This window comes from Citrobacter sp. MGH103 (assembly GCF_001034475.2).
In the GTDB taxonomy this organism is placed as follows: Bacteria; Pseudomonadota; Gammaproteobacteria; order Enterobacterales; family Enterobacteriaceae; genus Citrobacter; species Citrobacter freundii.
The window spans coordinates 1144072-1165915 of record NZ_CP073043.1 but is presented as its reverse complement, the minus strand read 5'-3'; the positions used below and the strand labels follow the sequence as shown (position 1 = coordinate 1165915).

The following is a 21844-nucleotide window of genomic DNA, read 5'->3' as shown; positions in this document are numbered from 1 at the left end:
CTGCCCCGGTTATTCATGAATGATTTTACTGTTAGGTGGAGTCAACGGATCGCGTACTGGTTTAGTCAACCCTTTAACCAGCCCGGCAGAAAGCACGGCCAGGTTCATTACGCTTTGCAGGCCGTTTAATAACGATCGATTCTGTACGGTTTTCAGGACAATAAATGCAAGTAAGGGCAGAAATGCAATGTCGAAAAGTTCAAGATTGAAGGTCACCGCCGCAATGAACAAGCCAATCAAGTAAACAGAAAAAATCGCCTCGTTCCTGACCATTTTTAACGCTTTGCCGAAATAAGGTTTTCCCCAGGCACAACGTAAAAGCTCGCCAGGGGCCTGATAGTATCCGCTTTTCCAACGGTGCTTGAGCATCTGAAAGGTCGGCATGGTATGCGAAGTATGAATAAAATAAGGAATATCCAGACGCCGCAGTTTATAGCCCGCTTCGATTAAACGCAGACCCAGCTCAGCCTCTTCATACGCGTGCAAATTACGATTAGTCAGATAACCAACTTTCTCAATCGCAGAGCGACGATATAATCCACCACCGCCTAAATGGTCGCTATCCCCGAGCGGATAGATTTTATTAATGCGTTGCTTACGAGACTTAAATTCATAGTTAACGGCATCATCCATTTCAACGGTTCCCGCAACGCCTGCATATTCTGGTTCAGCCTGCAAAAAGGCGACTGCCTGATCCACAAATCCTTCTTCCAGCTCCATGTCGCCGTCCATCAACAACAGATATTCCCCTTCACTATACAGATAACCTAACTGGTGCCCGACGCCACAGCAGCGATCGCCAGGGTCAGTTAAGGACACTACGGTCACCCCTTTATCGATCGCAAGCTGTTGGGTGTTATCCGTTGAGAGACTATCTGCCACAATGATTTTATGTGGATAGTCAATAAGCTGCTTACGGATGCTGTCAATCGTCTTCTCAATACATTTAGATTCATTGAGTGTTTTAATGCTCACTGAAATAAACGGTTTTTGGTCCATACAATTACCCTACGCAGCGAAGGACGGTTCGACGAATCACTAAACTTGCCCCTAGTGATAAATAGAACAGGAATTGTAACATCGGTGTAATCATCAGTATCTGGCTGTAAGGTAAGCTAATTAAGCAACTGATAGCAAAAGCGTTAAACGCCGGTGCAAAACTCAGCAACTGGAGATCCTGCTGGTCCAGTTGTTCAAGTCTCAGTAATGGCTTTGGCTGACAAACTTTCAGGATATAAATGAATAAGCTAACAAAGAGTAATGTACCAATCGCCCCCACTTCCCACAGCAGCATACTCAGGGAAGTCGAGTCGAGAATTAAGTTGTAGATAATATTCAAAAATCCCGGAGACACCGTACTACCACTGTTAGTGGCGTTGAGTCCGTAGCCAAATAACGTTCCTGAAAGCCCCCACAGATCGTTATTTTTCAACCAGAACAGGAACGTCGTAAAGCGCCCTAATTCACCGGTAGACATAATGTAGTTCGGATCAAAGATATAGCTTAAGGAGTCGATAAAAATACTTAACGAGCTTTTCGATGGATCGCCACCGAACGCCGTAGAATAATAGTACGCGAGGATCACAATCGACAGGCTAATGAGCAACAGCATTCCCGCCACAATAACCAATAACGTCTTCAGATTAACCTTACTAACGTCTTTGACGTAGCTCGGTGAGAGCCACACCCACGCCAGGAATATTGGCGATAGCAGGATGACAAACTTCACTTCACCAATTATGCATAACCCGATACCGAGAACAATATGCAGCGCCATGGATTTGAACGTGGTGAGCCCATGCTTATATTCGGAGACTTTTAACAACATAATTAACAGGCAAAACAGCCCCATTGCGGCAGTATTCCCGCCCCCCATGGGGTCACCGCCAAACGTGCCAACCACGGAGTCCCATTTCTCATCTTCGCCGCGCACCGCAACGCGCTGAGGAACGACCAGTAAAACCTGATAAATCATTACCGGGATCTGCGCGTAAAAAATCCAGTACAGATAGCGTGTTACACGATAAATCTGCGACTCCCGGCAAAACCCTAGCAGCAAACAGATCATCACCAGCGACAATGCAATTTCGTTTTTAAATGCCACAATCGCGACGGTGATCCCGCCCTGAATCAACGTCGATGTCCCAGCCAGTACCAGGAACGAGAAATACAACGCCAGAACAATCGTCTCCTGCGCATCCAGTTGCAGCGAGCCATCACGCGTCTGCATCACCAATAATCCCACCATCAATAAGGTGAGGAAAAAAGGTATCCACAGCACTGACTGCATACCGGTAAAGTATTGCACCAAGCCACACAGGATCAGCGTGACAAAAGTATAAACCTGTAAATAGTATCCGGTATTCAGTGTCATATTATCACCGGCTTGTCTTTCAGGAGATTGGCTCGCTTATTCATTTTCAGATAAATGAAGGCGTAGCGAATAAATGTCAGTGAAGAAAACAAGATGACCGACGTTGCATAATCTTTATAAAAATAGGGCGTCACGACAAAAGCGAATAGTACAATCGCCAGCTGTTCCAGTTGGATACGCAGAAAATAGCGATGGGAACCAAAAATAAGTTCTATCACCGTCAGAGGGCTTATCGCCAGCGCAGGGAATAAATAGGGCAACATGTAGCGCGACGTCTCAATGGAGTTAATCCAGTCTTCGCTAAAACCGAGGCGCATCACAATCGGATAGAAAATAAAAACCCCAAGGGTACAGATAACCCCTAGTACCAGCAATAGCATACGTACCTTGGTATATTCCTGATAGTTAAAGGTATTATTTCTGAAGTCGATAGACCACTTGGAAAAAATAGTATTGCGTACCGCGTTGCCGATGATCACCACCGGTGCCAGGCAAAAGCGGCTAACCACGGAAAAATAACCCGCCGTCAGCGCCGAGAACCAAAAGTTAATCAGCATAATCGGCAAATTGCTGCTGGCCATCGCCAGCACTTCCGCACTGCCCACTTTGGTAATGTGATGAATATTCTGTTTGAAAAAATGCCAATTACTGGCGGGTCGCAGATGTCTGGCTGCCACCGAACGAATATCAAACGAATGCAAAATACAGCTTATGGTCAGCGCCATCGTCGCGCAGGCCCACGACCAATAAAACAGCTGTACATAATGCGTAACCAGAACCGAAAGTAATACCACCACTGAAACAGAAATACGCTGGAAAATCAGAAAACGAAAGTTGGCCGTGCGTAGCGACAGGTTTTCCGAGATCAAAACCCACGCCGTTGCCAGCGTCAGCAAATAGAGAAACAGGATGTTCTGGTGAAACAGCCACGCGGTGAGCACGGCGTAAGGTAAGGCAATGATCGTGCTTTGGATCAGGCAAAACACAACATTCTGTACCAGTTCGTCATCCTGCTGTTTAGGAATTAACAGCTGTGATGCAAAGGTACATACCTGAGCGCCCACCACGGCGATACTGTAGTTGAGCGCATAAAGCCCCACCTCAGCCATATCGTACTTGTGTGAAATCAACCAAATAGACAGTGCACCAATCAGCTGCGAGATGACTGATGAACCGGCTATCGTGGAAGCGCTCTTCAGTAGACTCATACGCGGCCTGGCGTGGTCATCAGTTGATCGGTACTGAAGTTCAGTGAACGCAGACCTTCTTGCGTCTCAAGATCTTTTTCTTCAACCGCATTAAGTACCGCGCCAATTACCACGCCGTTATTTTCTTCCAGCTTATCCAGCGCGTTGGCGATTTGCCCGGCGGACCCCGTCCCGGCTTTCACAATGAAAATCACCCCATCAACGGCGCGTTTAATCAGTTGAACATCCTGACTCTGATTCACAGCAGCGACATCAATAATAATGCGCTGATAGTGCGATTTCAGTTCACGCATTAAGGGCTCAACGTGCCCCGACGACAGCATCAGTAAAGAAGAGATGGTTGTCTTGCCGTGCGGAATAAAATCGAGATGATCACTGAGCGTAATCCGCGCCTGTTCAAGCTGAACCTCCCCGCGCAACAGTTCCGCCAAACCTGCGGATGTTGCCGACGCCAGTTCAGAAGAGAGCCCGTCAATGTTAAAGAAATCCGCATCAATAAGCAGTGTTTTCTGGTCGAAACTAAAAGAGTTAGCTAACAGATTCGCCAACAAAGAACGCCCATCGCCGTGCTCCGTCGACGCCACGGCAAGCGTCTGTAAAGGTCGATTATCCAGCATAATCCGGGTACGGATACCGTGCACAATATCGGCATTCAGCGGGTTCTTCATGATCATGTCCCGCACCTGCGCGCGCCCTGAGGTTCCGCTAAAACGACGGATTTCACCCAGCGGAGCAACATTGAGCCGTTTTTTCATGCGACTGAGGGTACCGATTGAGTTATCCATTGCCGCTTTAACAATGAAATACATGATACTGAACACCACCACCAGCATGACCACCATCAGCAACAGCAAAGATTTATTCGGTTTCGCCGGTTTTAAGGCGGGTACCGCAGGGTCGTATAACACCGCATCAGCATTCACACCGGACAGCGACAGCTCTTGAGTACGTTGATAAAGCGATTTATACAGGTCTTCCATTTTATCTAACGACAGCTTTTGACTGTTCCAGGCATCCCGTTTTGACGCCATTTTCTGGAAGATCTCTTTCTGCTCAGTCACCTGCTGTTGATAGTTTTTTTCGTCCGCCAGCGCCGCCAGATATTGCTGGCGTAAACCGACTTTCAGCTCACCCAATACTCGTCCAGTCTGGTTTTGGATCGACTGAACATCGGCCTCTGCTTTTAAAATGGCGGGATTTTTTGGCCCGTAGACTTTACGCTGTTCGGACAACGTTCGTTGCGCCTGAATCAACGCAATGCGCAAATCCTGGATCTGAGCATGATTAGAGACCGAAGGCAGCGAGATAACGCTCTCAATGGACTTACCTCCCCCGTTCACCTCGTTATAGACGGATTCAGCGGCAACCCGACGCTGAGTTGCATCGGCCAGGCGATTGGTTACGATACTTAGCTGCTCGGTTTCAAAACCATCGATTCCACGGAAGGTCAGCAGCCCGGCATTTTTCAGATAGTTGTCCATCTCGTCTTTTTGCTTAGCTATCGACTTCTGAATCTCTTCCATTTTTTCAAAATTCAGTTCACGAGCTTGCTCCACTTTCAGACGCTTCTGCTCCACCGTGTAGTTGATGAAAGCCTGCGCGACGCCATTCGCAATGTCAGCCGCAACCTGTGGGGACGTTGATTCATAGGTAATAGACGCCAGGTTCGTCGTACGAATACCAATGACATTCAGATTTTTCGCCAGCGTTTTCAGCGCCTGTTCCATTCTCAGTTGCCGACTTTCATTGCTATCAGCCCCCCGAGCACCGGCTTTTTCCCCGGTAAACTCCGGGTTTTCATCCAGCTTCATATCACGTACGGCTTTCTCCAGCACAATACGTGAATGCATCAACGCATATTGTGTTTCGTAGTAACCACTACGCGTTGAATCGAAACCATCAACCTGAGGAAACGGAGAAACGTTATCAGCTTGCGCCTTAATCAGCACCGTCGCCGTTGAAACATACTTTGAGGACATCATGCTGATTAATGGATACGCGACGACCCCAGCAACGATACCGGCCAGCGCGATTTTCCAGGCGTTCTTTTTCAGCTCTTTGGCAAAGCGGGAGAATTCGACACTGCTTTCTCGTTTTTTGCCGTTTTCCACTATAGATAGTTTCATCGTTAGAAGAACCCCATGCCAATAATCACGACATCCCCTGGATGAACAGAGTGCGTTAAATCGACATTCTCAAGCAGCTGATTGCTACCCGACAGACGAATGTTGATATCTTGACGGTCCGCACGGTCTGTAAACCCACCCGCCTGCGCAATAGACTTCTCGACGGTAAGCCCTGGCTCATAGGCGAAGCCATTTGGACTTTTCACCTCGCCTGAAACATAGTATTTGCGGAACTCGGCGATGCTCACCGTCACCATCGGAGTGGTAAAATAATCTCCGGTCAGGCGTTGAGTTAATTCTTTTGTCACTTGATCAACGGTTTTATCTTGTAATTTAAGAGCACCAACAAACGGGAAATTAATTTCCCCACTCTTATCCAAAATAAACCGCATCGTCATATCGGGTTGACCATGAACAGCGATATTGACCGTATCCCCCGCCCCAAGTCGGTAATCCTGCTGAACAGTAGCAGGATCGTCCATTAATCGCGGGCTGGACGTTGTGCATCCGACCAACAGGATACTGAAAAGCAAAACCGCGCACAGTTCTATTATTTTCATTTTAGATCTGAACCTTAGCTTTAAGCATAATCATAGAATTATCATAACCCAACGTTCTAATGACTTCCTGATTGTCGTTGGGACCGATATAAAACGAGTCAGTATCCCTATTCGAATTTAATGTATCTATCTGATATTTAATCTCAAAATTAACCGACGGCGTATAGTCATAGCTCATGGTTACGCTAAACACACCATCTTTATCATGTCGATCCTTGTTCTGTTTTTTATAGTCTTCCGAAGTGAATGAGTAGTCCAATAAAGTAGAAAAACGAGTGCCTAACCAGAAATGCTGGTAAGAAAGACCATACTGGGTCACTAAAATATATCCACCAACTTCCGATGGGTCTTTAATGCTTTGCGCAGAGTGAGCCGTGAAAACAGATTGTTGTAATGGCTTCCACTCCGCTTTTATGTCCCAGTTTAGACCATTAAAATCATGCGAGTTTGCGTTGTTTTCAAATGTTTTATACAGCCATGAAATATTCATGTCGACATTGGTTTTCCCCGTCAACTGCGACTTCAGGCCATACAGCAAATAGTACTCATTCGTGTCTTTTTCTGAGTTGTTATCATAGCGACGCTGGTTAGTAATAAAACTATAGCGAAAGCGCGTTCTGGATGAGTATTGGTCAAAAACTTCCGCTATCAGGCTATTTTCATGCCATTCCTGTTCCTGAATATAATTGTAGAAGTCTTCACTGCTGTCCCGAACATCAGAAGTGTTACCGAAAGTCAGTTTTTTGTATAACAACGCCAGTTCCGCTTTGCCGCGACCATCAGGCGCACCGTAGCTGTAGCGCAATTCACTATTGATAAAATTTGTCGTCAGCGGGGATTTAATCCCATATTGCTCAAATTGACTCGGTAGAAAACCCTCGGTGATGTCACGACCACGGGATTCATGCCCAAGCGAATCCTCCAGATTAAGGGTTAAACCATGCTTGAGCCCATAACGCCAGGCACCGTTAAAACGGAAAAAATGATCGTTGTAGTTATCAGCAGAATCGCTTGAGTAGTTACGGTAATCCCCGGAGTACATCAGCAAATACTTATCCTGACCACGCTCTCCACTCATACTCAGCACTGGCGCTGCACTCTGAAATGAGGAACCGATAGCATCGTTGCTATGTGGCTGATAAGAGACGTTATCATTATAACCGTAGTCCACAGCAACCTTGCCCTGGAAGTCTATCCCCGCAAAGCCAATGTGTGATTTCGGTGTTAAATCAGCCCATGCGGACTGCGATATCACGATTCCGGTAATCACTATCAATTTAGTATGCATTCTTACCGACAAATCCTTTGAAAATAGTTTTAATAATAATTTTTAAATCCAGCCATAACGACCAGTTTTGAATGTACTCAATATCGTACTGAACCCGTTTTTCCATCTTATAAAGCGCATCAATTTCCCCACGGAACCCGTTGATCTGCGCAAGCCCAGTGATCCCAGGCTTAACTTTATGGCGGATCATGTAATTTTCAACCTGTTTGCGGTACTGCTCATTATGCGTAACCGCATGAGGTCTGGGACCGACAATCGACATACTTCCCTGCAAAACGTTAATAAATTGCGGAAGTTCATCCAGCGAAGTGCGGCGTAAAAAGCTCCCGAATTTGGTTACCCGCGGATCGTTTTTCGTGGCCTGAATAACCGTATCGGAATTCTCCATGACGCGCATAGAACGAAACTTCCAGACCTTAATTTTTTGCCCGCTAAGACCATAGCGGTCCTGTTTGAAAAACACCGGCCCGCGGGACGTGAGTTTGATACCAATGGCAATAGCCAGCATCAGGGAGGAAATCATCACCATAATGATGCTGCCAAGAACCAGATCTTCCGCCCGCTTAATAAACGACCCCGCCCCTTCAAACGGTGAACTGAAGATACCGATAGTTTGCAGGTTGTGGATGGAGCGTAACTTGGACATGTTGTTACTGTAGGTATAAAAGTCAGGGACAATATAGGTATCTACGGTGGTGTCAGACATCATCGCTAAAAAATGACGAATTCGGTGTAAAGCAACCATCGGTATAGCGATGTAGATTTCGTCTATATTTCCCTGCCTGGCTTCCTCAACTAAATTGCTCACCGAGCCGCGAAAGGGACTTTTTATTTTCTCCACCACATCGCCGCAACGGGATGGACTGCGCTCATCATAAAATGCCAGGTCTAATTTGATATTGGCATATTCAGTGGTCAATGCGTTTTCCGCCGCCAGACCGTTCTCAGTAAGCCCAATCACAGCAACGCGAATATTCTTCCTGGCGGTGTATTTGAAAAGAAAAAAGCGGATATAGTATAGAAAAGGTAATGGAATGAAGTACCAGTAAATAATGGCTGAATAAAACGGTGAAGGCAGTCTGTCTAAGTAGCCGAGTGATTCAGGCTCAGCCACCGTCATACTGACCAGTTCGTTAAAAAAAATCGCCAGCAGCGTACAAAAAACCAAGCGTTTTTGATTACGCAAACCGATCGTCTTAATCTTTTGCTGGTACATTTTAATGTATTCAGCAAACAGTAAGAAAAAGATCGAGAAGAGAAGACTCAAAATCGCAATGGTGTTAAAGGGCACCAAACCCAGCAGATGGGCGCTAAAAATTAACACCACATTGATAACAATGAAATCGACCAGTTTTAAAAAGACCGGATATCCTTGACTGCTAATCTTTAGCGAATTTTTAAGCATATCTCAACCTATTATCGATTGATCTTTAATTGTTTTTTTCTTATTTCATGAAGTTAATTATATCACAAGCTTAAAAAACACAAGGGTAGATTGTCAGTAAATGTAAAAAGAAAGATGATAAGTTGTGACAAGCACCTCACAAGATATCAGCATCAATATGATTTTATTGACTATTAAAATCAAGCTCGATTTATTTTCCACATTAGAAAATATAATTACCTGCAACAAAAATCGCATTGACAGATAACAGTTCATGAACTAATAGCAAGTGCAATTGTATGATGAATACCCGGGTCACTTACTGGGGTAGGCTCATCGGGACCCTCTCACTTGCCGCCTTCCCACAACGAGAAATCCGTAGCATATATAAGCGTATATAATATCCTTTAGAAAAATAACACGGGAATATATTAACAAGAAAATGATTAGCAAGCTTATTGTGAGCGTGATGCTTACTGATTGGATCTTAGAATTATCGTCATTCTGATGTACAAAAATGAAGAACAATCAAATTCAGCACAAAAAATTTAGTTTAAATAATTGTAGCAACTCCGATGACTGAAGATGACCAACATGACTTTACAGGTATAAAAAACACACTGTAACTGTTCAACCCCAAAATGAATATCACATCTCGCTAATATCAACATTCTGCGAACTTATACATCTAACAACAGTAATTTCAACACAGATCAACCCGCTCATTCAAAACACCCAAAAAGAATAAATGACAACATTGATATTTTGTTAAATGTACCACAACGATAATCCCATACGTTATTTATAATCATGTATACACCGTGTTAAAAAACCTGAAAAGATTACTGAAACACCCTTTCATCACACATAAAAAATTATGTTTACTTATTTTTCGCAAATAAATAATATCCGCAGCGGATGACTTGTTGAGCAATTTACAAACGTTAATCGTTTCTTTTAAATGAAGTCCTGCATCATTTTTTGACATTGATGTACTCCGGCTGAATCTGCGCCTCTGACAAGTACTCTTCTGGGTAAATAATAAATTTAACGGAGTTATGATGAAGAAAATTACACTCACCTGCACCGCGCTAGTTGCTTTGTTTGCGGCTAATGTTGGCGCGGCAGGAAGTACTAATTACGCCACCACCGCGGGAGCAGGTTCTAAAGCCACCGCGACGGTCCATTTTACCGGTGAAATTGTTGCCAGCACCTGCGTAGTGAACACCGCCAATCCAACAAATACAAACGTCGTATTACCGCAAGTCACCAACCAGTTATTTGGCGGCGCAGGCTCTACCACCGGCGATACTCAGTTTACGTTGCAATTCACCAACTGCAGTGGGGCTACAGGAGGAAGCGGCTATGTGGTGGTATTTACTGATAAAACCCCTGGCAGTAACACAAAACTTCTGGAAGCGTTTCGTACAACAGTTGCTGCCACCGATGTCGGCATCGAAGTGGATCATGCCGGTAGCGCCCTCGATTTCTCCGCGGGTCAGAATGAAGTGTCATTGACACCGGACCAAAACGGCGATGCACATATTGATTTGGTCGCCAAATATCAGCAAATAGGCGCAACGCTGCCTGCGGCAGGCACAATTACTGCGGATATGAATTACACCGTCATTTATAAATAACGGACGTTGATTGCTATGGATGGCACTGTTCCCTGAATCTGGAAAGTGCACCTGATGAATAAAGTCTTCTTTTATCTGTTGCTATGCGTGGTTAGCACCGCACACAGCGCGATTAATTTGGGTCAAACACGCGTTATTTATAATGAGAACGATAAAGCAGCGATGTTTGACGTCAACAATAATACAGACAAGCCATATATGGTACAGACATGGCTGGATAAGGGTAATCCAGATGAGACGCCGGCCAATCTGCCAATGATAATTACCCCGCCGATCCTGAAACTCGACGGCCATAAATCCGCCGTGCTACGGGCTATTTACCAGGGCAACGGGCTTCCCCATGATGTTGAATCGGTATTGTGGATTAACGTGCAGGAAATCCCCACCATTGAAAACGAGGAAAATACCTTACAACTGGCGCAACGAATTCGCATCAAACTCTTTTATCGCCCTACGGGGTTGAATATGACGCTACCTGAAGCGGTCGAGAAATTACAGTGGCAATGTCACGGAAATACTCTGCGTGCCGTTAATCCAACACCGTTACATATTTCTCTGACGCAATTGCATATTAACGGCCAAAACGTTGATGCCGATATGGTGAATCCTCATGGCGAACGCACGTTTACGCTGTCGCAGCAAAAAGTTAGCCACATCGATTTTAACTGGGTAGATGATTACGGCGGCACTAACGCGGTCAATAACGTCCCGATATCGTGTTATTAAGTCAGGGGTTGCAATGATGATAAAAAATAAGCAACCGCAACGGTTTAAGGAAAAGGTCTTTACGCTGTCAACGTTGGTCCTGTGTATGCCTGCTTACGCCAACAGTGCGCCACAATTTAATACCCGTTTTGTGCACGGTGCGCAAAATATTACCTCCGTGGTGCAAATCGCCCGTAATGATGGGCTTAGCGAAGGGACGTTTGAATACGATATTTATATTGATCATAGCTTCGTTGAGACGCGCAATGTTGCCTTCAAAAGACGTCAGCCAGAAGGCAAGCCACAACCCTGCCTAAGCGCTGACGATCTGCGCAGATACGGGATTAAAATCCCGGATGACCGCAGCGATACCTGCGTTGAGCTCACAGCGCTGATAGCAAACAGCCGCCTGACGGCAGATGCAAACTACCAGCGTATTGATATTTCAGTGCCGGAAGCTTTTCTGCTCTCGACCGCACACGATGCAGTCCCGGAGTCTGCCTATGACGATGGGGTTAATGCCGCTTTTGTCGGCTACAACGTCAATACCACCCGCCTGGCCGAACAGGGTCAGGATCATGACTCCGTTTTTGCCAGTTTTGCCAACGGCATCAACCTGGCGGGATGGCATTTCCGTAACCAGTCCACGTTCAGCTACGCCAGCGGTTCAGGCCGCCAGTGGCAGGCGGTTTCTACGTGGGTGGAGCGCAATATTGTTGCGCTACGTAGCCGCTTGCGCATCGGGCAAACCTACACGGATGACAATGTGTTCGACAGCATCCAGTTTACCGGGGCGCAGCTCACCAGCGATGAAAATATGTTGCCTGATAGCCAACGCGATTTTGCCCCGGTCGTTCGCGGCGTCGCCAACAGCAATGCCACAATCGAAATCCGGCAAAATGGCTACCTGATCTACAGTAAAAACGTCGCGCCGGGCGCGTTTGACATCGACGATATTAACCCCAGCAACCAGAGTGGCGATCTGGATGTTAGCGTTATTGAAGCCGATGGCAGCCGTCGCAATTTCAGCGTGCCTTATTCGGCGGTACCGAACATGCTGCGCGCAGGTAACAGCCGTTTTCAGTTTACGGCCGGGGAATACCGTGACGGTTACAGTGGCGGCTGGCGGCCCCGTTTTGTCCAGGGAACGTTGAGCTATGGCCTCAGCTCTGGAACCACGCTGTACGGCGGTTTACTGACGGCGGAAAGTTACAACGCGATTGCCACTGGGGTCGCTCAGGATCTGCATCAGTTCGGCGCGATCTCCTTTGATATCACCACCGCCCGAGCACAGCTTGCCAGCGGAGAAGCGTCCACGGGGCAAAGTTACCGTTTCCTGTATTCTAAATCGCTGAACCAGTACGGCACGGATTTGCGTCTGGTTGGCTACCGCTACAATACATCCGGCTATTACAGCTTTAGCGACACCATTAACGAGCATAACAGCTGGTCCTCGGGTTATTACGACATCGCCTATGACGACCCCAATCAGCAGCTGCGTTACCCTGGCGAGCAGCACAACAAAAAGCATTACTACACCAGTAACTACAATAATCGCCGCCAACGTTTTGAGGTTTCTGTTAATCAGCGTTTGTGGGATAACGCCTCGCTTTACGTCAGCGCCAGCCAGCAAAACTACTGGCACAACGGGAGTCACGACCGCACGATACAGCTGGGTTACAACGATACGCTGGGGAAAATCAACTGGAGCGTATACGTGCAGGACACCCGCAACCAGTACGACTACCAGGACCGCAGTATCAACCTGACGTTATCCATCCCATTTGATTTCATGGACAGCCACGGCTTTGTCTCTGCCAACGTGATGCATAGCCAGCAGAATGGCGACAGCTACTCCACCAGCTACAGCAACACCGCATTTGACGATCGTCTGAGCTGGGGCGTTCAAGGCAGTACCACCGATCGACAGGATTCCGCTGCCGGCGTTAACGCCGCCTGGCAAGGCGACAAGATGAACGTTCAGGGAGGCTATAGCGCCGGGCGCAACTACCAGAATATGAATATGGGCATCAGAGGCGGGGCGATGCTGCACGCAGGCGGCGTTACGCTTATGCACTCTCCGGGTGACACCATGGTGTTGGTCGAGGCTCAAAATGCCGACGGCGTCCATATCCAGCAACAAAACGGCGTGGCGATAGACGGTAACGGCTATGCGGTCCTGACTGCGGCAGATGCCTGGCATTACAACGTGGTGAGTCTGAATACCGCCGATATTGGCGCCGGTCTGGATATTCCCCAGGCACAGAAAAAAATTGTCCCGACAGAGAAAGCCATCGGCAAAGTCGTGTTTGAAACCTTCAGCGGGCGCAACTATCTGGTGAATGCAGTCATACCCGGCAACATAGCCCCACCGGTTGGTGCGATCGTTCGGGATGCCAAAGGCCGCAATCACGGCCTGGTCGGTTTGCATGGCGCTCTGTATGCCAGCGGCGTGGAAGATAATTCGCGCCTGGAAGTGCGCTGGGGCTCACATACCAATGAACACTGCTTTATTCAAATGCCGGATAACCATCACCAGCCGGTGAAGAAAATCGGATATACACAAATTACTGCCCAGTGCGTCGGTTCGTAAGGTGCAATCAATGAATCCGTTAAAAATAGTTAAACTCGTGGTGCTGTTTTGTTTGCCGATCTTCAGTAGTACAAGCTATGCGGTTACCTGTACAGCAAACAGCGTCTCTGTACACGTTGATCCGATTAAAATTAGCCACAGCACCGCCGCCGGAGACACCGTCTGGGTGTCCAATTCACAGACCGTTAGCGTCACCTGCAGCGACACGGACCATATGCCCCAGGGCGAAGCGGCCAGAATCTACATCGATCCCGACCATGAGTTTGCGCATTTTTTGCAGGGAACCAATATGAAACTGGTGGTGAGCATCGATGGTCGTTCTTACGATCAGAGCGCGCAGGCCGTCACCACGCAATATCAGGCAACGCTGCCCCGCACAGGTTCAAATAACCACTGTAACAACGGAAATACCCGTTCCTGCCCGGCACTTTCGCAAACTTTCTCTTTTACCTTTAATCTCAGTCTGGTTGCTACCGGAAAACTACCTGATCCTTTACCCGCGCTGGCCGGTCGTACCATCAACAAAGTTTTCGTCGTCGATGGTATCGGCGGAATTAACGCTTGCGGTACAAACTGTTCCACCAGTCGACCAGCAAAAAATTTTGGTCCCGCGTTGACTGGCCTGAATAACATCAGTTATATCAACTGCGAACCGATCGTCTCTATTGCCTCAGACAAAGGAACGGATACCGTCGAGTTTGGCAGGATCAGCATTACCGAAGCCAAAGCGGGCAAGGATAACAGCCACAGCAAACAGTTTGCCGTTATCGCTGCAGAAGCTGCCGGGAAGCATGAATGTCGCGGCATCAATTACGCGATAAGCTTTACCGGCACCACGCACAACAGCGGCACGGTTTTTACCGGTCAGGGTACGCCGGATATCGGCGTTACGCTTCAGGATGCTGCACGGCCCGGCGCCGGGGATATTATCAGCGGCAACCGCATCGATTTTACCAGCGGCGCGTTTAACAACCAGAGCGACAGTCGGCGCAAAGAGTTCATGGCGACCCTGTTCTGGCTGAAGAACCCTCCTCAACCAGGCGCATTTAGTATCCCGGTCAATGCGACAGTGACCTTTAAATAACGGGCGCAGGACGACACCGATCGTCCTGCCCTTCTCGCTCCAGACATAAAAACCGCATCCGTACGCTTAACCCGCCTAATGCTTCACTCCGGGATAGCTGTGGGTGCGTACGATGCAGGCGAGCAATGTCGTTGACCAGCGCCAGACCGATTCCTGCCCCAGGAATATTGCCGACGTTATCAAGACGATGAAACGGGAGCAGCGCCTGATGCACCATTTGTTCATCAATGCCAGGCCCGCTATCTTCGACTACCAGCACCACGGCCTCTCCTTCTCTTTGCAGCCGGGCGGTCACCATCCCCTGCGTCGGCGTGTATTTCAGTGCGTTATCCAGCAGATTCCCACACAGTTCGCCGAGCAGCACTTCATCTCCCTCAACCCACACAGCGTCCTGATCCCCTTCATAGCCCAGATCGATCCCTTTACTACGCGCTTGCGCCAGTCGGGTAAAACAGCTGGTTTGCACCACCTCATACAGATTAACCGGCGAGAAATGCCTTTCCCCTTGCTCTTTGCGCTTCACCGCAGACAACTGCAACAGCCTTTCAGTCAGTTGAATGGTGTTATCCAGCGTGGTACTCATGGCTTGCAGACTCTCGTACCACTGCTGCGGCTGCTGACTGGCGAGAGCCACCGCCGCCTGAGTTTTCAGCACTGCCAACGGCGTTTTAAGCTGATGGGAAGCATCCGCGCTGAAGCGCTCCTGGCGAGAAATCAGGCCGCGAAGTCGGTCCAGATAGCGGTTAAACGCCACAATCAGTAGACGGGTTTCCGACCACGGCAGCAGCTCCGGCAGCGGCGTCAGTAGCCCTGGCTCACGACGCACCATCAGCGATGACAGCTGGCGCATCGGGCGCAGCACCCGGCGCAGCAGCCAGCCAACCAGCACCAGAGTCAGTAGTACCAACAGCCCTTGCGAAACCCACGAGGAAAACAACAGCTGTCGTGCCAGATAACGTCGCGATTGCAGCGTTTCGGCAACATAAATCTCCGCCATGCCAACAATGCCACCTTCGTTGACAGGCTGCAGCAGACGCGCCACACGGATTGCCTCACCGCGATATTCAGTGTGATAAAACCATGCCAGCGCCGGATAAAGCCGCGTGCGCGAGGTAGCAGGCGGCATCGCCGGTAAATCGTCATAACCAGAGATAACCTTCCCCGCCGGATCAACCACTTTGTAATACAGTCGGTCGTTCATATTCAATTCAAAGCTGTCCAGCACCACCCATGGCACATTCACTTCTAACTGTTTATTGCGCACCACCAGCCGCTCGGAGACGGTCCTGGCGGATGAAAGCAGCGTGCGGTCATACGCCTGGGTCGCCGCCTGTAGCGCACTGACATAGCTGTTAAATGCTGACAGGCCCCACAGCAACATTAGCGGCAGGCCCAAAAACATCAGCAGTTGCAGGTATAACGATTGGGGTTTAACCCACTTCATCGCTACGCTCCAGCACATAGCCCAGACCACGCAACGTGGCGATGCGCACATCACTTCCCTGTAGCTTTTTGCGCAAACGATGGATATACAGCTCAATGCTTTCAGGACTGACCTCATCACTCAGGCTGAAGACCTGCTCAAACAACTGCTGGCGTGAAACCGGTCGCAACCGACGGTACATCAGCACCGTCAACAGCGCCTGTTCGCGCGGCGTGAGCGCCAACGGCTGCCCCTGCAAGAGAAAATAGCCTTCATCGTGAAACGCCAGTTCCCCCAGTTGCTGGATGCCTTGTACCTGCCCCGCGCTGCGCCGTAGCAAGGCCCGCAGCCGGGCATCCAGCTCCTCGATTTCAAACGGCTTTGCCAGATAATCATCGGCCCCGACGTTCAGTCCCTTCACCCGATCGGCCACCGCGCTGCGCGCCGTAAGCAGCAGAACGGGAAGCGTCTGTCCGCGTTTACGCAGGCGCTGAACGACTTCGAGGCCGTCCAGCCCCGGCATATTGATATCCAGCACCGCCAGCGCGTACGTTTCACTATGTAAAAGGTGATCGGCCGCCAGGCCATCAAAAACGCAGTCAACGGCAAAACCGTTTTGCACCAGCGCTTTCTCCAGCCAGTGAGCTAACTCACGGTTATCTTCCGCTAATAAGAGACGCATATCACATCCTGTAAAGTTTCTGCCGCATTGAAAGGGAATTGAAAGGTTAATGTTTTAACAATCACGCAACCGAACTGCTACACATCGGCTCACATAATCACAAAAATCTTCTTCCGTACCCGAAAATCCGGTTTTCCGGCGTGAGGATAAACAATGAAAAAACAGTTACTTCGTACCCTTACTGCAAGCATTTTACTGATGAGCACCTCTGTACTGGCCGAACAAGCGCCATCGCGCACTGAATGTATCGCCCCTGCTAAACCCGGCGGTGGTTTCGATCTCACCTGTAAGTTGATTCAGGTGAGCATGATGGAAACCGGTGCTATCGAAAAACCGATGCGCGTGACCTACATGCCTGGCGGCGTTGGTGCCGTGGCCTATAACGCGATCGTCGCTCAACGCCCGGCTGAAGCGGGAACCGTGGTGGCCTTCTCCGGCGGCTCCCTGCTGAACCTGTCACAGGGCAAGTTTGGTCGCTACGGTGTGGATGATGTCCGCTGGCTGGCAAGTGTCGGCACCGACTACGGCATGATTGCCGTACGTCAGGATGCGCCATGGAAAACGCTGAAAGATCTGCTTACGGCAATGGAGAAAGACCCTAACAGCGTGGTCATTGGCGCAGGTGCTTCTATCGGTAGCCAGGACTGGATGAAGTCGGCGCTGCTGGCGCAAAAAGCCAATGTCGATCCGCACAAGATGCGCTATGTGGCTTTTGAAGGCGGTGGCGAACCGGTTACCGCATTGATGGGAAATCACGTACAGGTGGTTTCCGGCGATCTCAGTGAGATGGTGCCCTACCTCAGCGGCGACAAAATCCGCGTGCTCGCGGTATTCTCTGATGAACGCCTACCGGGCCAGTTAGCCAACGTGCCAACCGCCAAAGAGCAGGGTTATGACCTCGTGTGGCCTATCATTCGTGGCTTCTACGTTGGGCCAAAAGTCAGCGACGCTGAGTATCAGTGGTGGGTTGATGCCTTTAACAAACTCCAGCAGACCGATGAGTTTAAAAAACAACGCGATCTGCGCGGTCTGTTTGAGTTCAACATGAGCGGCAAACAGCTCGACGACTACGTGAAAAAACAGGTTACGGATTATCGTGAGCAGGCGAAAGCCTTCGGTCTGGCGAAGTAAACGCAGAGGCAAAGATGATGAGCGATCGTATTTTTGCAGGTATCTGGCTGTTGCTCTGCATAGCCGGGCTGTTCGTGGCCTGGCAAATCAGCAGCGAATACAGCTATGAACCCGTAGGGCCGCGTCCCTTCCCGCTGGGCATTATCAGTCTGATGTTGGTATGCGCCGTGGCGCTGCTGTTGCGCCATCCGGATACCATCAGTTGGCCCCGTCGCCACGTGCTGCAAAAGCTGCTGACGATGGTAATTGTTCTGTTGATGTACGCCTGGGGTTTTGAGTGGCTCGGTTTTCCCATCGCCACTGCCATTCTCACCGTGGTGATTGGCATGCTGTTCGGCGCAACCATCCCGGCTGCGGGTATTTCCGGCGCGGTGCTCGGCATTCTGCTGTGGTATGCCTTTGACCGACTGCTTGACGTCACCTTACCACTCGGCGCCTGGCTGGGTTAACGGAGAAACGATGGATACCTGGATTTATCTTTCTCAGGGTTTCGCGGTGGCAATGACGCCGGAAAACCTGGTCATCGCCTTGATAGGCTGTTTTGTAGGCACCATTGTGGGTTTGCTGCCTGGCCTTGGGCCAATCAACGGCGTGGCGATCCTGCTGCCGCTGGCCTTTGCTTTGCATCTGCCCGCAGAATCCGCGCTGATCCTGCTGGCTACGGTCTACATTGGCTGTGAATATGGCGGGCGCATCTCCTCCATCCTGCTGAATGTTCCCGGCGATGCGGCGGCGATTATGACCGCGCTGGATGGTTACCCGATGGCGCAGCAAGGACGCGGCGGCGTGGCGCTCTCTATCTCGGCGGTCAGCTCTTTCTTTGGTTCGCTTATCGCCATCGGCGGCATCATTCTGTTTGCCCCGGCGTTAGCCCAATGGTCGCTGGCCTTCGGTCCGGCAGAATACTTTGCCTTAATGGTTTTCGCCATTGCCTGTCTCGGCAGCATGATGGCGCAAAATCCGCTGAAATCATTTCTGGCAGCGCTTATCGGTCTCGGACTTGCGACCGTCGGCGTAGACGCCAACACCGGGGTTTATCGCTTTACTTTTGACAGTGTCCATCTCTCCGACGGTGTGCAGTTTATCGTAGTGGTGATTGGGCTGTTCTCTGTCTCTGAAATACTGTTAATGCTGGAACATACCAGCAGTGGCCAGACGCTGGTGCGTAAAACGGGCCGCATGTTGTTCAACGCCAAAGAAGGCGCACAGTGCGTAGGAGCCACCCTGCGTTCATCAGTGATTGGCTTTTTCGTCGGCGTTCTGCCTGGCGCTGGCGCCACCATTGCCAGTGCCATCACCTACATGACCGAGAAAAAGCTCAGCGGCAACAGCGACAGCTTTGGCAAGGGGGATATTCGTGGCGTAGCGGCACCAGAAGCCGCCAACAACGCCTCGGCCTGCGGCTCTTTCATCCCAATGCTGACGCTCGGCGTGCCGGGCTCCGGTACCACGGCGGTTATGATGGGTGCGCTGACGCTGTACAACATCACCCCGGGGCCGGCGATGTTCACTGAACAGCCGGATATCGTCTGGGGGCTGATTGCGGCGCTGCTGATCGCTAACGTAATGCTGCTGGTGATGAACATTCCACTGATCGGTCTGTTTACCCGCATGCTGACCATTCCGCTGTGGTTTTTGGTACCCGCTATTGCGGCAGTCTCCGCGGTAGGTGTGTACGCTGTCCACAGCACTACCTTCGATTTGGTGTTGATGGTCGCCCTCGGCGTGCTGGGCTACATTTTGCGTAAAATGCACTTCCCAATGTCGCCATTGATTCTGGGCTTCGTTCTCGGGGAAATGCTGGAGCAGAACCTGCGCCGGGCGTTGTCTATCAGTAACGGGAGTATGGATATTCTGTGGGCCAGCGGCGTGGCGAAAGTGCTGCTGGTGATGGCGGTACTGGTTATCGTGGTCCCGCCAGTGCTGCGCATGATCCGTAAACGCAACAGCAAACCGCAGGTGGATATCGGTTAGTAACGCGCCTTGTCCGGCCTACGATTAATCGCCACTGTAGGCCGGATAAGCGCAGCGCCATCCGGCATTTTCATCTTAATTCCTGAACTGCACTAAGAACGTGTTCAACAAACCGTGTCAGCTTGGGCAATGGACGCAAATCCTGTCGCCACAGCAAATGAATCGGTCGCGGCTGTGGCGTAAATCCTTCCAGAATACGAACCAACTTGCCAGTAGCCAGCTCTTCTGCCAACAGCACCTCCGGTTGCAATAACAGCCCAGCCCCCGCTACCGCCGCCATACGCAGTCCATGACCATCGTTACAGCGCAGGATCGCATCGCGTTTCCATCTGACTTCCCCCGTCACGCCAGGCAGTATCCACTCGTTGCGGGCCGTCCACACGGTATGGGACAGACACAGATGATCCACCAGATCCGCGGGCGTCCGGGGGGTGCCATGGCGGGCAAGATATTCTGGCGAAGCACAAATTGCCATACGGTAGGGACACAGGTATTTCGCCACCACGTCAGTCTGATGGATATCGCCAATGCGGATCGCCAGATCAACACCTTCATTAACCAGATCAACCATCCGGTTGGTTAGATCCAGTTCAATGCGCACCTCTGGCCAGGTCTGTAAAAACGCAGCGGCCAGTGGCGAGATCACGCAAGCGCCAAAAGACGTGGGCGCGCTTATGCGCAGCGTCCCTGCTGGTGCCAGCCGCAGACGCTCTACCGAACGTTCGGCTATCGATACCTGCTCCAGCACGCGACGAGCTTCTTCAAAATAGACGCGTCCGGCATCGGTCAGACTCTGGCGACGCGTATTGCGCTCCAGCAAACGCGTGCCGAGCTGCGCTTCCAGTTGGGCGATATATTTTCCCACCATCACCGCAGACATCTCGAGCCTCGTCGCCGCAGAAGTAAAGCTCCCGCTCTCCACCACGGCGACAAACGTTTCCATGCCGCGTAACTTATCCATATTGCAAACCCCTGGTTAGTAATCATCTAACTTTTAGCCAGTTTATCCGATTTCATTTTCATTAAAGAATAGCGGCTCACACTATTGCGGAGGTGGTTATGAAAATCGTCATTATTGGTGCCAGTGGTACAGTGGGTCGCGCAGTCACTGAAACGTTAAGCCGTAAACATGAGGTGATCCGCGTAGGTCGCACGCAGGGGGATTACCAGGTCGATATCACCTCGCAGGAGAGTGTCGAGGCATTGTTCGAAAAAGTCGGTCGGGTAGATGCGATCGTTTCCGCCACCGGCAATCTGTTCTTTGGACCGCTGTCGACAATGACCGACCAGGACTTTAATCAGGGGCTTCAGGATAAACTGTTAGGCCAGATACGTCTGGCCTTAACCGGGCAGCATTTCCTCAATGATGGCGGTTCGATAACGTTAATTAGCGGCATTATCGCCCACGAGCCCATAGCACAAGGCGCAAATGCGGCAACGATCAATGCCGGTCTGGAAGGATTTGTGCGCGCCGCTGCCTGTGAGCTAAAGCGTGGTCAGCGTATTAACCTGATAAGTCCGACCGTACTGAGTGAATCCGCCGAAGCCTTTGACGGGTTCTTCCCCGGCTTTGAAAGCGTCCCCGCCGTCACGGTCGCCAACGCCTATCGCCGCAGCGTCGAAGGCATCCAGAGCGGGCGCATTTATAAAGTGGGTTACTGTTAACCGCTTT

18 protein-coding genes are annotated in these 21844 nt (G+C 50.0%); 8 read left to right on the top strand and 10 right to left on the bottom strand.

All coding sequences use genetic code 11. The features are described 5' to 3' along the window. Window positions 1-9 precede the first annotated feature (9 nt). From SK33_RS05615 to SK33_RS05585, 7 genes are read right to left on the bottom strand one after another with little or no spacing between them, the layout of a single operon-like run. Entirely contained in the window at window positions 10-999 is a 990-nt protein-coding gene (locus SK33_RS05615) for a glycosyltransferase (RefSeq protein WP_048218465.1), read from the bottom strand. Between the two features lie 4 nt (window positions 1000-1003). After that, the gene (locus SK33_RS05610) at window positions 1004-2374 is read right to left on the bottom strand and encodes a hypothetical protein (protein WP_016150849.1); all 1371 of its coding nucleotides are present in this window, start codon (window positions 2372-2374) and stop codon (window positions 1004-1006) included. Then, window positions 2371-3582, bottom strand: a complete 1212-nt coding sequence (locus SK33_RS05605) for a lipopolysaccharide biosynthesis protein (protein ID WP_003037176.1) — start codon at window positions 3580-3582, stop codon at window positions 2371-2373. The genes SK33_RS05610 and SK33_RS05605 overlap by 4 nt, the downstream gene beginning before the upstream one ends. Then, entirely contained in the window at window positions 3579-5708 is a 2130-nt protein-coding gene (locus SK33_RS05600; protein WP_048218467.1) for a GumC family protein, read from the bottom strand. Before SK33_RS05600 ends, SK33_RS05605 begins: the two co-directional genes overlap by 4 nt. A gap of 2 nt (window positions 5709-5710) precedes the next feature. Continuing rightward, a complete protein-coding gene (locus SK33_RS05595; protein ID WP_003037180.1) occupies window positions 5711-6268 on the bottom strand; it encodes a polysaccharide biosynthesis/export family protein in 558 nt (185 codons plus the stop codon). 1 nt (window position 6269) lies between these two features. Then, on the bottom strand, window positions 6270-7556 hold the full coding sequence (locus SK33_RS05590; protein WP_016150852.1) for an outer membrane beta-barrel protein: 1287 nt from the start codon (window positions 7554-7556) through the stop codon (window positions 6270-6272). Then, window positions 7546-8961, bottom strand: coding sequence for an undecaprenyl-phosphate glucose phosphotransferase (locus SK33_RS05585; RefSeq protein ID WP_048218468.1), 1416 nt, complete (start codon window positions 8959-8961; stop codon window positions 7546-7548). The genes SK33_RS05590 and SK33_RS05585 overlap by 11 nt, the downstream gene beginning before the upstream one ends. Before the next feature lie 1040 nt (window positions 8962-10001). Here SK33_RS05585 and SK33_RS05580 point away from each other — a divergent pair. The 4 genes from SK33_RS05580 to SK33_RS05565 are packed head-to-tail and all read left to right on the top strand — an operon-like array spanning window position 10002 to window position 14962. Then, window positions 10002-10580: a fimbrial protein gene (locus SK33_RS05580; protein WP_003037185.1), complete on the top strand. Its 579-nt coding sequence runs from the start codon at window positions 10002-10004 to the stop codon at window positions 10578-10580. A gap of 54 nt (window positions 10581-10634) precedes the next feature. Beyond that, a complete protein-coding gene (locus SK33_RS05575) occupies window positions 10635-11306 on the top strand; it encodes a fimbrial biogenesis chaperone (RefSeq protein ID WP_003037186.1) in 672 nt (223 codons plus the stop codon). A gap of 13 nt (window positions 11307-11319) precedes the next feature. Then, window positions 11320-13878, top strand: coding sequence for a fimbria/pilus outer membrane usher protein (locus SK33_RS05570; RefSeq protein WP_048218469.1), 2559 nt, complete (start codon window positions 11320-11322; stop codon window positions 13876-13878). A 10-nt stretch (window positions 13879-13888) separates the two neighbouring features. After that, entirely contained in the window at window positions 13889-14962 is a 1074-nt protein-coding gene (locus SK33_RS05565; RefSeq protein WP_048218470.1) for a fimbrial protein, read from the top strand. Here SK33_RS05565 and SK33_RS05560 read toward each other — a convergent pair. Both SK33_RS05560 and tctD read right to left on the bottom strand, forming a co-directional pair. Beyond that, window positions 14955-16406 (bottom strand): sensor histidine kinase, encoded by a 1452-nt coding sequence (locus SK33_RS05560; RefSeq protein ID WP_032949875.1) that lies wholly within the window; start codon window positions 16404-16406, stop codon window positions 14955-14957. The two genes, SK33_RS05565 and SK33_RS05560, sit on opposite strands and share 8 nt — an antisense overlap. Next, a complete protein-coding gene (gene tctD / locus SK33_RS05555; protein WP_003826032.1) occupies window positions 16393-17067 on the bottom strand; it encodes a transcriptional regulator TctD in 675 nt (224 codons plus the stop codon). Before tctD ends, SK33_RS05560 begins: the two co-directional genes overlap by 14 nt. 153 nt (window positions 17068-17220) lie before the next feature. Here tctD and SK33_RS05550 point away from each other — a divergent pair, with 153 nt between their 5' ends. Genes SK33_RS05550 through SK33_RS05540 form a run of 3 tightly spaced genes read left to right on the top strand, consistent with a single transcriptional unit; the run spans window position 17221 to window position 20172 of the window. Continuing rightward, the gene (locus SK33_RS05550; protein WP_003839716.1) at window positions 17221-18198 is read left to right on the top strand and encodes a Bug family tripartite tricarboxylate transporter substrate binding protein; all 978 of its coding nucleotides are present in this window, start codon (window positions 17221-17223) and stop codon (window positions 18196-18198) included. Between the two features lie 14 nt (window positions 18199-18212). Then, window positions 18213-18647 (top strand): tripartite tricarboxylate transporter TctB family protein, encoded by a 435-nt coding sequence (locus SK33_RS05545; RefSeq protein WP_008321484.1) that lies wholly within the window; start codon window positions 18213-18215, stop codon window positions 18645-18647. Between the two features lie 10 nt (window positions 18648-18657). After that, a complete protein-coding gene (locus SK33_RS05540; RefSeq protein ID WP_003826025.1) occupies window positions 18658-20172 on the top strand; it encodes a tripartite tricarboxylate transporter permease in 1515 nt (504 codons plus the stop codon). Window positions 20173-20242: 70 nt separating this feature from the next. On the opposite strand, the gene SK33_RS05535 is transcribed toward SK33_RS05540, so the two are convergent. After that, a complete protein-coding gene (locus SK33_RS05535) occupies window positions 20243-21133 on the bottom strand; it encodes a LysR family transcriptional regulator (RefSeq protein WP_003037204.1) in 891 nt (296 codons plus the stop codon). A 98-nt stretch (window positions 21134-21231) separates the two neighbouring features. On the opposite strand from SK33_RS05535, the gene SK33_RS05530 reads away from it, so the two are divergent. After that, entirely contained in the window at window positions 21232-21837 is a 606-nt protein-coding gene (locus SK33_RS05530) for a short chain dehydrogenase (protein ID WP_048218472.1), read from the top strand. Window positions 21838-21844: the final 7 nt, after the last annotated feature.

What these genes read in the sequence shown, in the direction of transcription:
- SK33_RS05615 (WP_048218465.1), bottom strand. Translation starts at nt 999, where the DNA reads ATGGACCAAAAACCGTTTATTTCAGTGAGCATTAAAACACTCAATGAA.
- SK33_RS05610 (WP_016150849.1), bottom strand. Translation starts at nt 2,374, where the DNA reads ATGACACTGAATACCGGATACTATTTACAGGTTTATACTTTTGTCACG.
- SK33_RS05605 (WP_003037176.1), bottom strand. Translation starts at nt 3,582, where the DNA reads ATGAGTCTACTGAAGAGCGCTTCCACGATAGCCGGTTCATCAGTCATC.
- SK33_RS05600 (WP_048218467.1), bottom strand. Translation starts at nt 5,708, where the DNA reads ATGAAACTATCTATAGTGGAAAACGGCAAAAAACGAGAAAGCAGTGTC.
- SK33_RS05595 (WP_003037180.1), bottom strand. Translation starts at nt 6,268, where the DNA reads ATGAAAATAATAGAACTGTGCGCGGTTTTGCTTTTCAGTATCCTGTTG.
- SK33_RS05590 (WP_016150852.1), bottom strand. Translation starts at nt 7,556, where the DNA reads ATGCATACTAAATTGATAGTGATTACCGGAATCGTGATATCGCAGTCC.
- SK33_RS05585 (WP_048218468.1), bottom strand. Translation starts at nt 8,961, where the DNA reads ATGCTTAAAAATTCGCTAAAGATTAGCAGTCAAGGATATCCGGTCTTT.
- SK33_RS05580 (WP_003037185.1), top strand. Translation starts at nt 10,002, where the DNA reads ATGAAGAAAATTACACTCACCTGCACCGCGCTAGTTGCTTTGTTTGCG.
- SK33_RS05575 (WP_003037186.1), top strand. Translation starts at nt 10,635, where the DNA reads ATGAATAAAGTCTTCTTTTATCTGTTGCTATGCGTGGTTAGCACCGCA.
- SK33_RS05570 (WP_048218469.1), top strand. Translation starts at nt 11,320, where the DNA reads ATGATGATAAAAAATAAGCAACCGCAACGGTTTAAGGAAAAGGTCTTT.
- SK33_RS05565 (WP_048218470.1), top strand. Translation starts at nt 13,889, where the DNA reads ATGAATCCGTTAAAAATAGTTAAACTCGTGGTGCTGTTTTGTTTGCCG.
- SK33_RS05560 (WP_032949875.1), bottom strand. Translation starts at nt 16,406, where the DNA reads ATGAAGTGGGTTAAACCCCAATCGTTATACCTGCAACTGCTGATGTTT.
- tctD (WP_003826032.1), bottom strand. Translation starts at nt 17,067, where the DNA reads ATGCGTCTCTTATTAGCGGAAGATAACCGTGAGTTAGCTCACTGGCTG.
- SK33_RS05550 (WP_003839716.1), top strand. Translation starts at nt 17,221, where the DNA reads ATGAAAAAACAGTTACTTCGTACCCTTACTGCAAGCATTTTACTGATG.
- SK33_RS05545 (WP_008321484.1), top strand. Translation starts at nt 18,213, where the DNA reads ATGATGAGCGATCGTATTTTTGCAGGTATCTGGCTGTTGCTCTGCATA.
- SK33_RS05540 (WP_003826025.1), top strand. Translation starts at nt 18,658, where the DNA reads ATGGATACCTGGATTTATCTTTCTCAGGGTTTCGCGGTGGCAATGACG.
- SK33_RS05535 (WP_003037204.1), bottom strand. Translation starts at nt 21,133, where the DNA reads ATGGATAAGTTACGCGGCATGGAAACGTTTGTCGCCGTGGTGGAGAGC.
- SK33_RS05530 (WP_048218472.1), top strand. Translation starts at nt 21,232, where the DNA reads ATGAAAATCGTCATTATTGGTGCCAGTGGTACAGTGGGTCGCGCAGTC.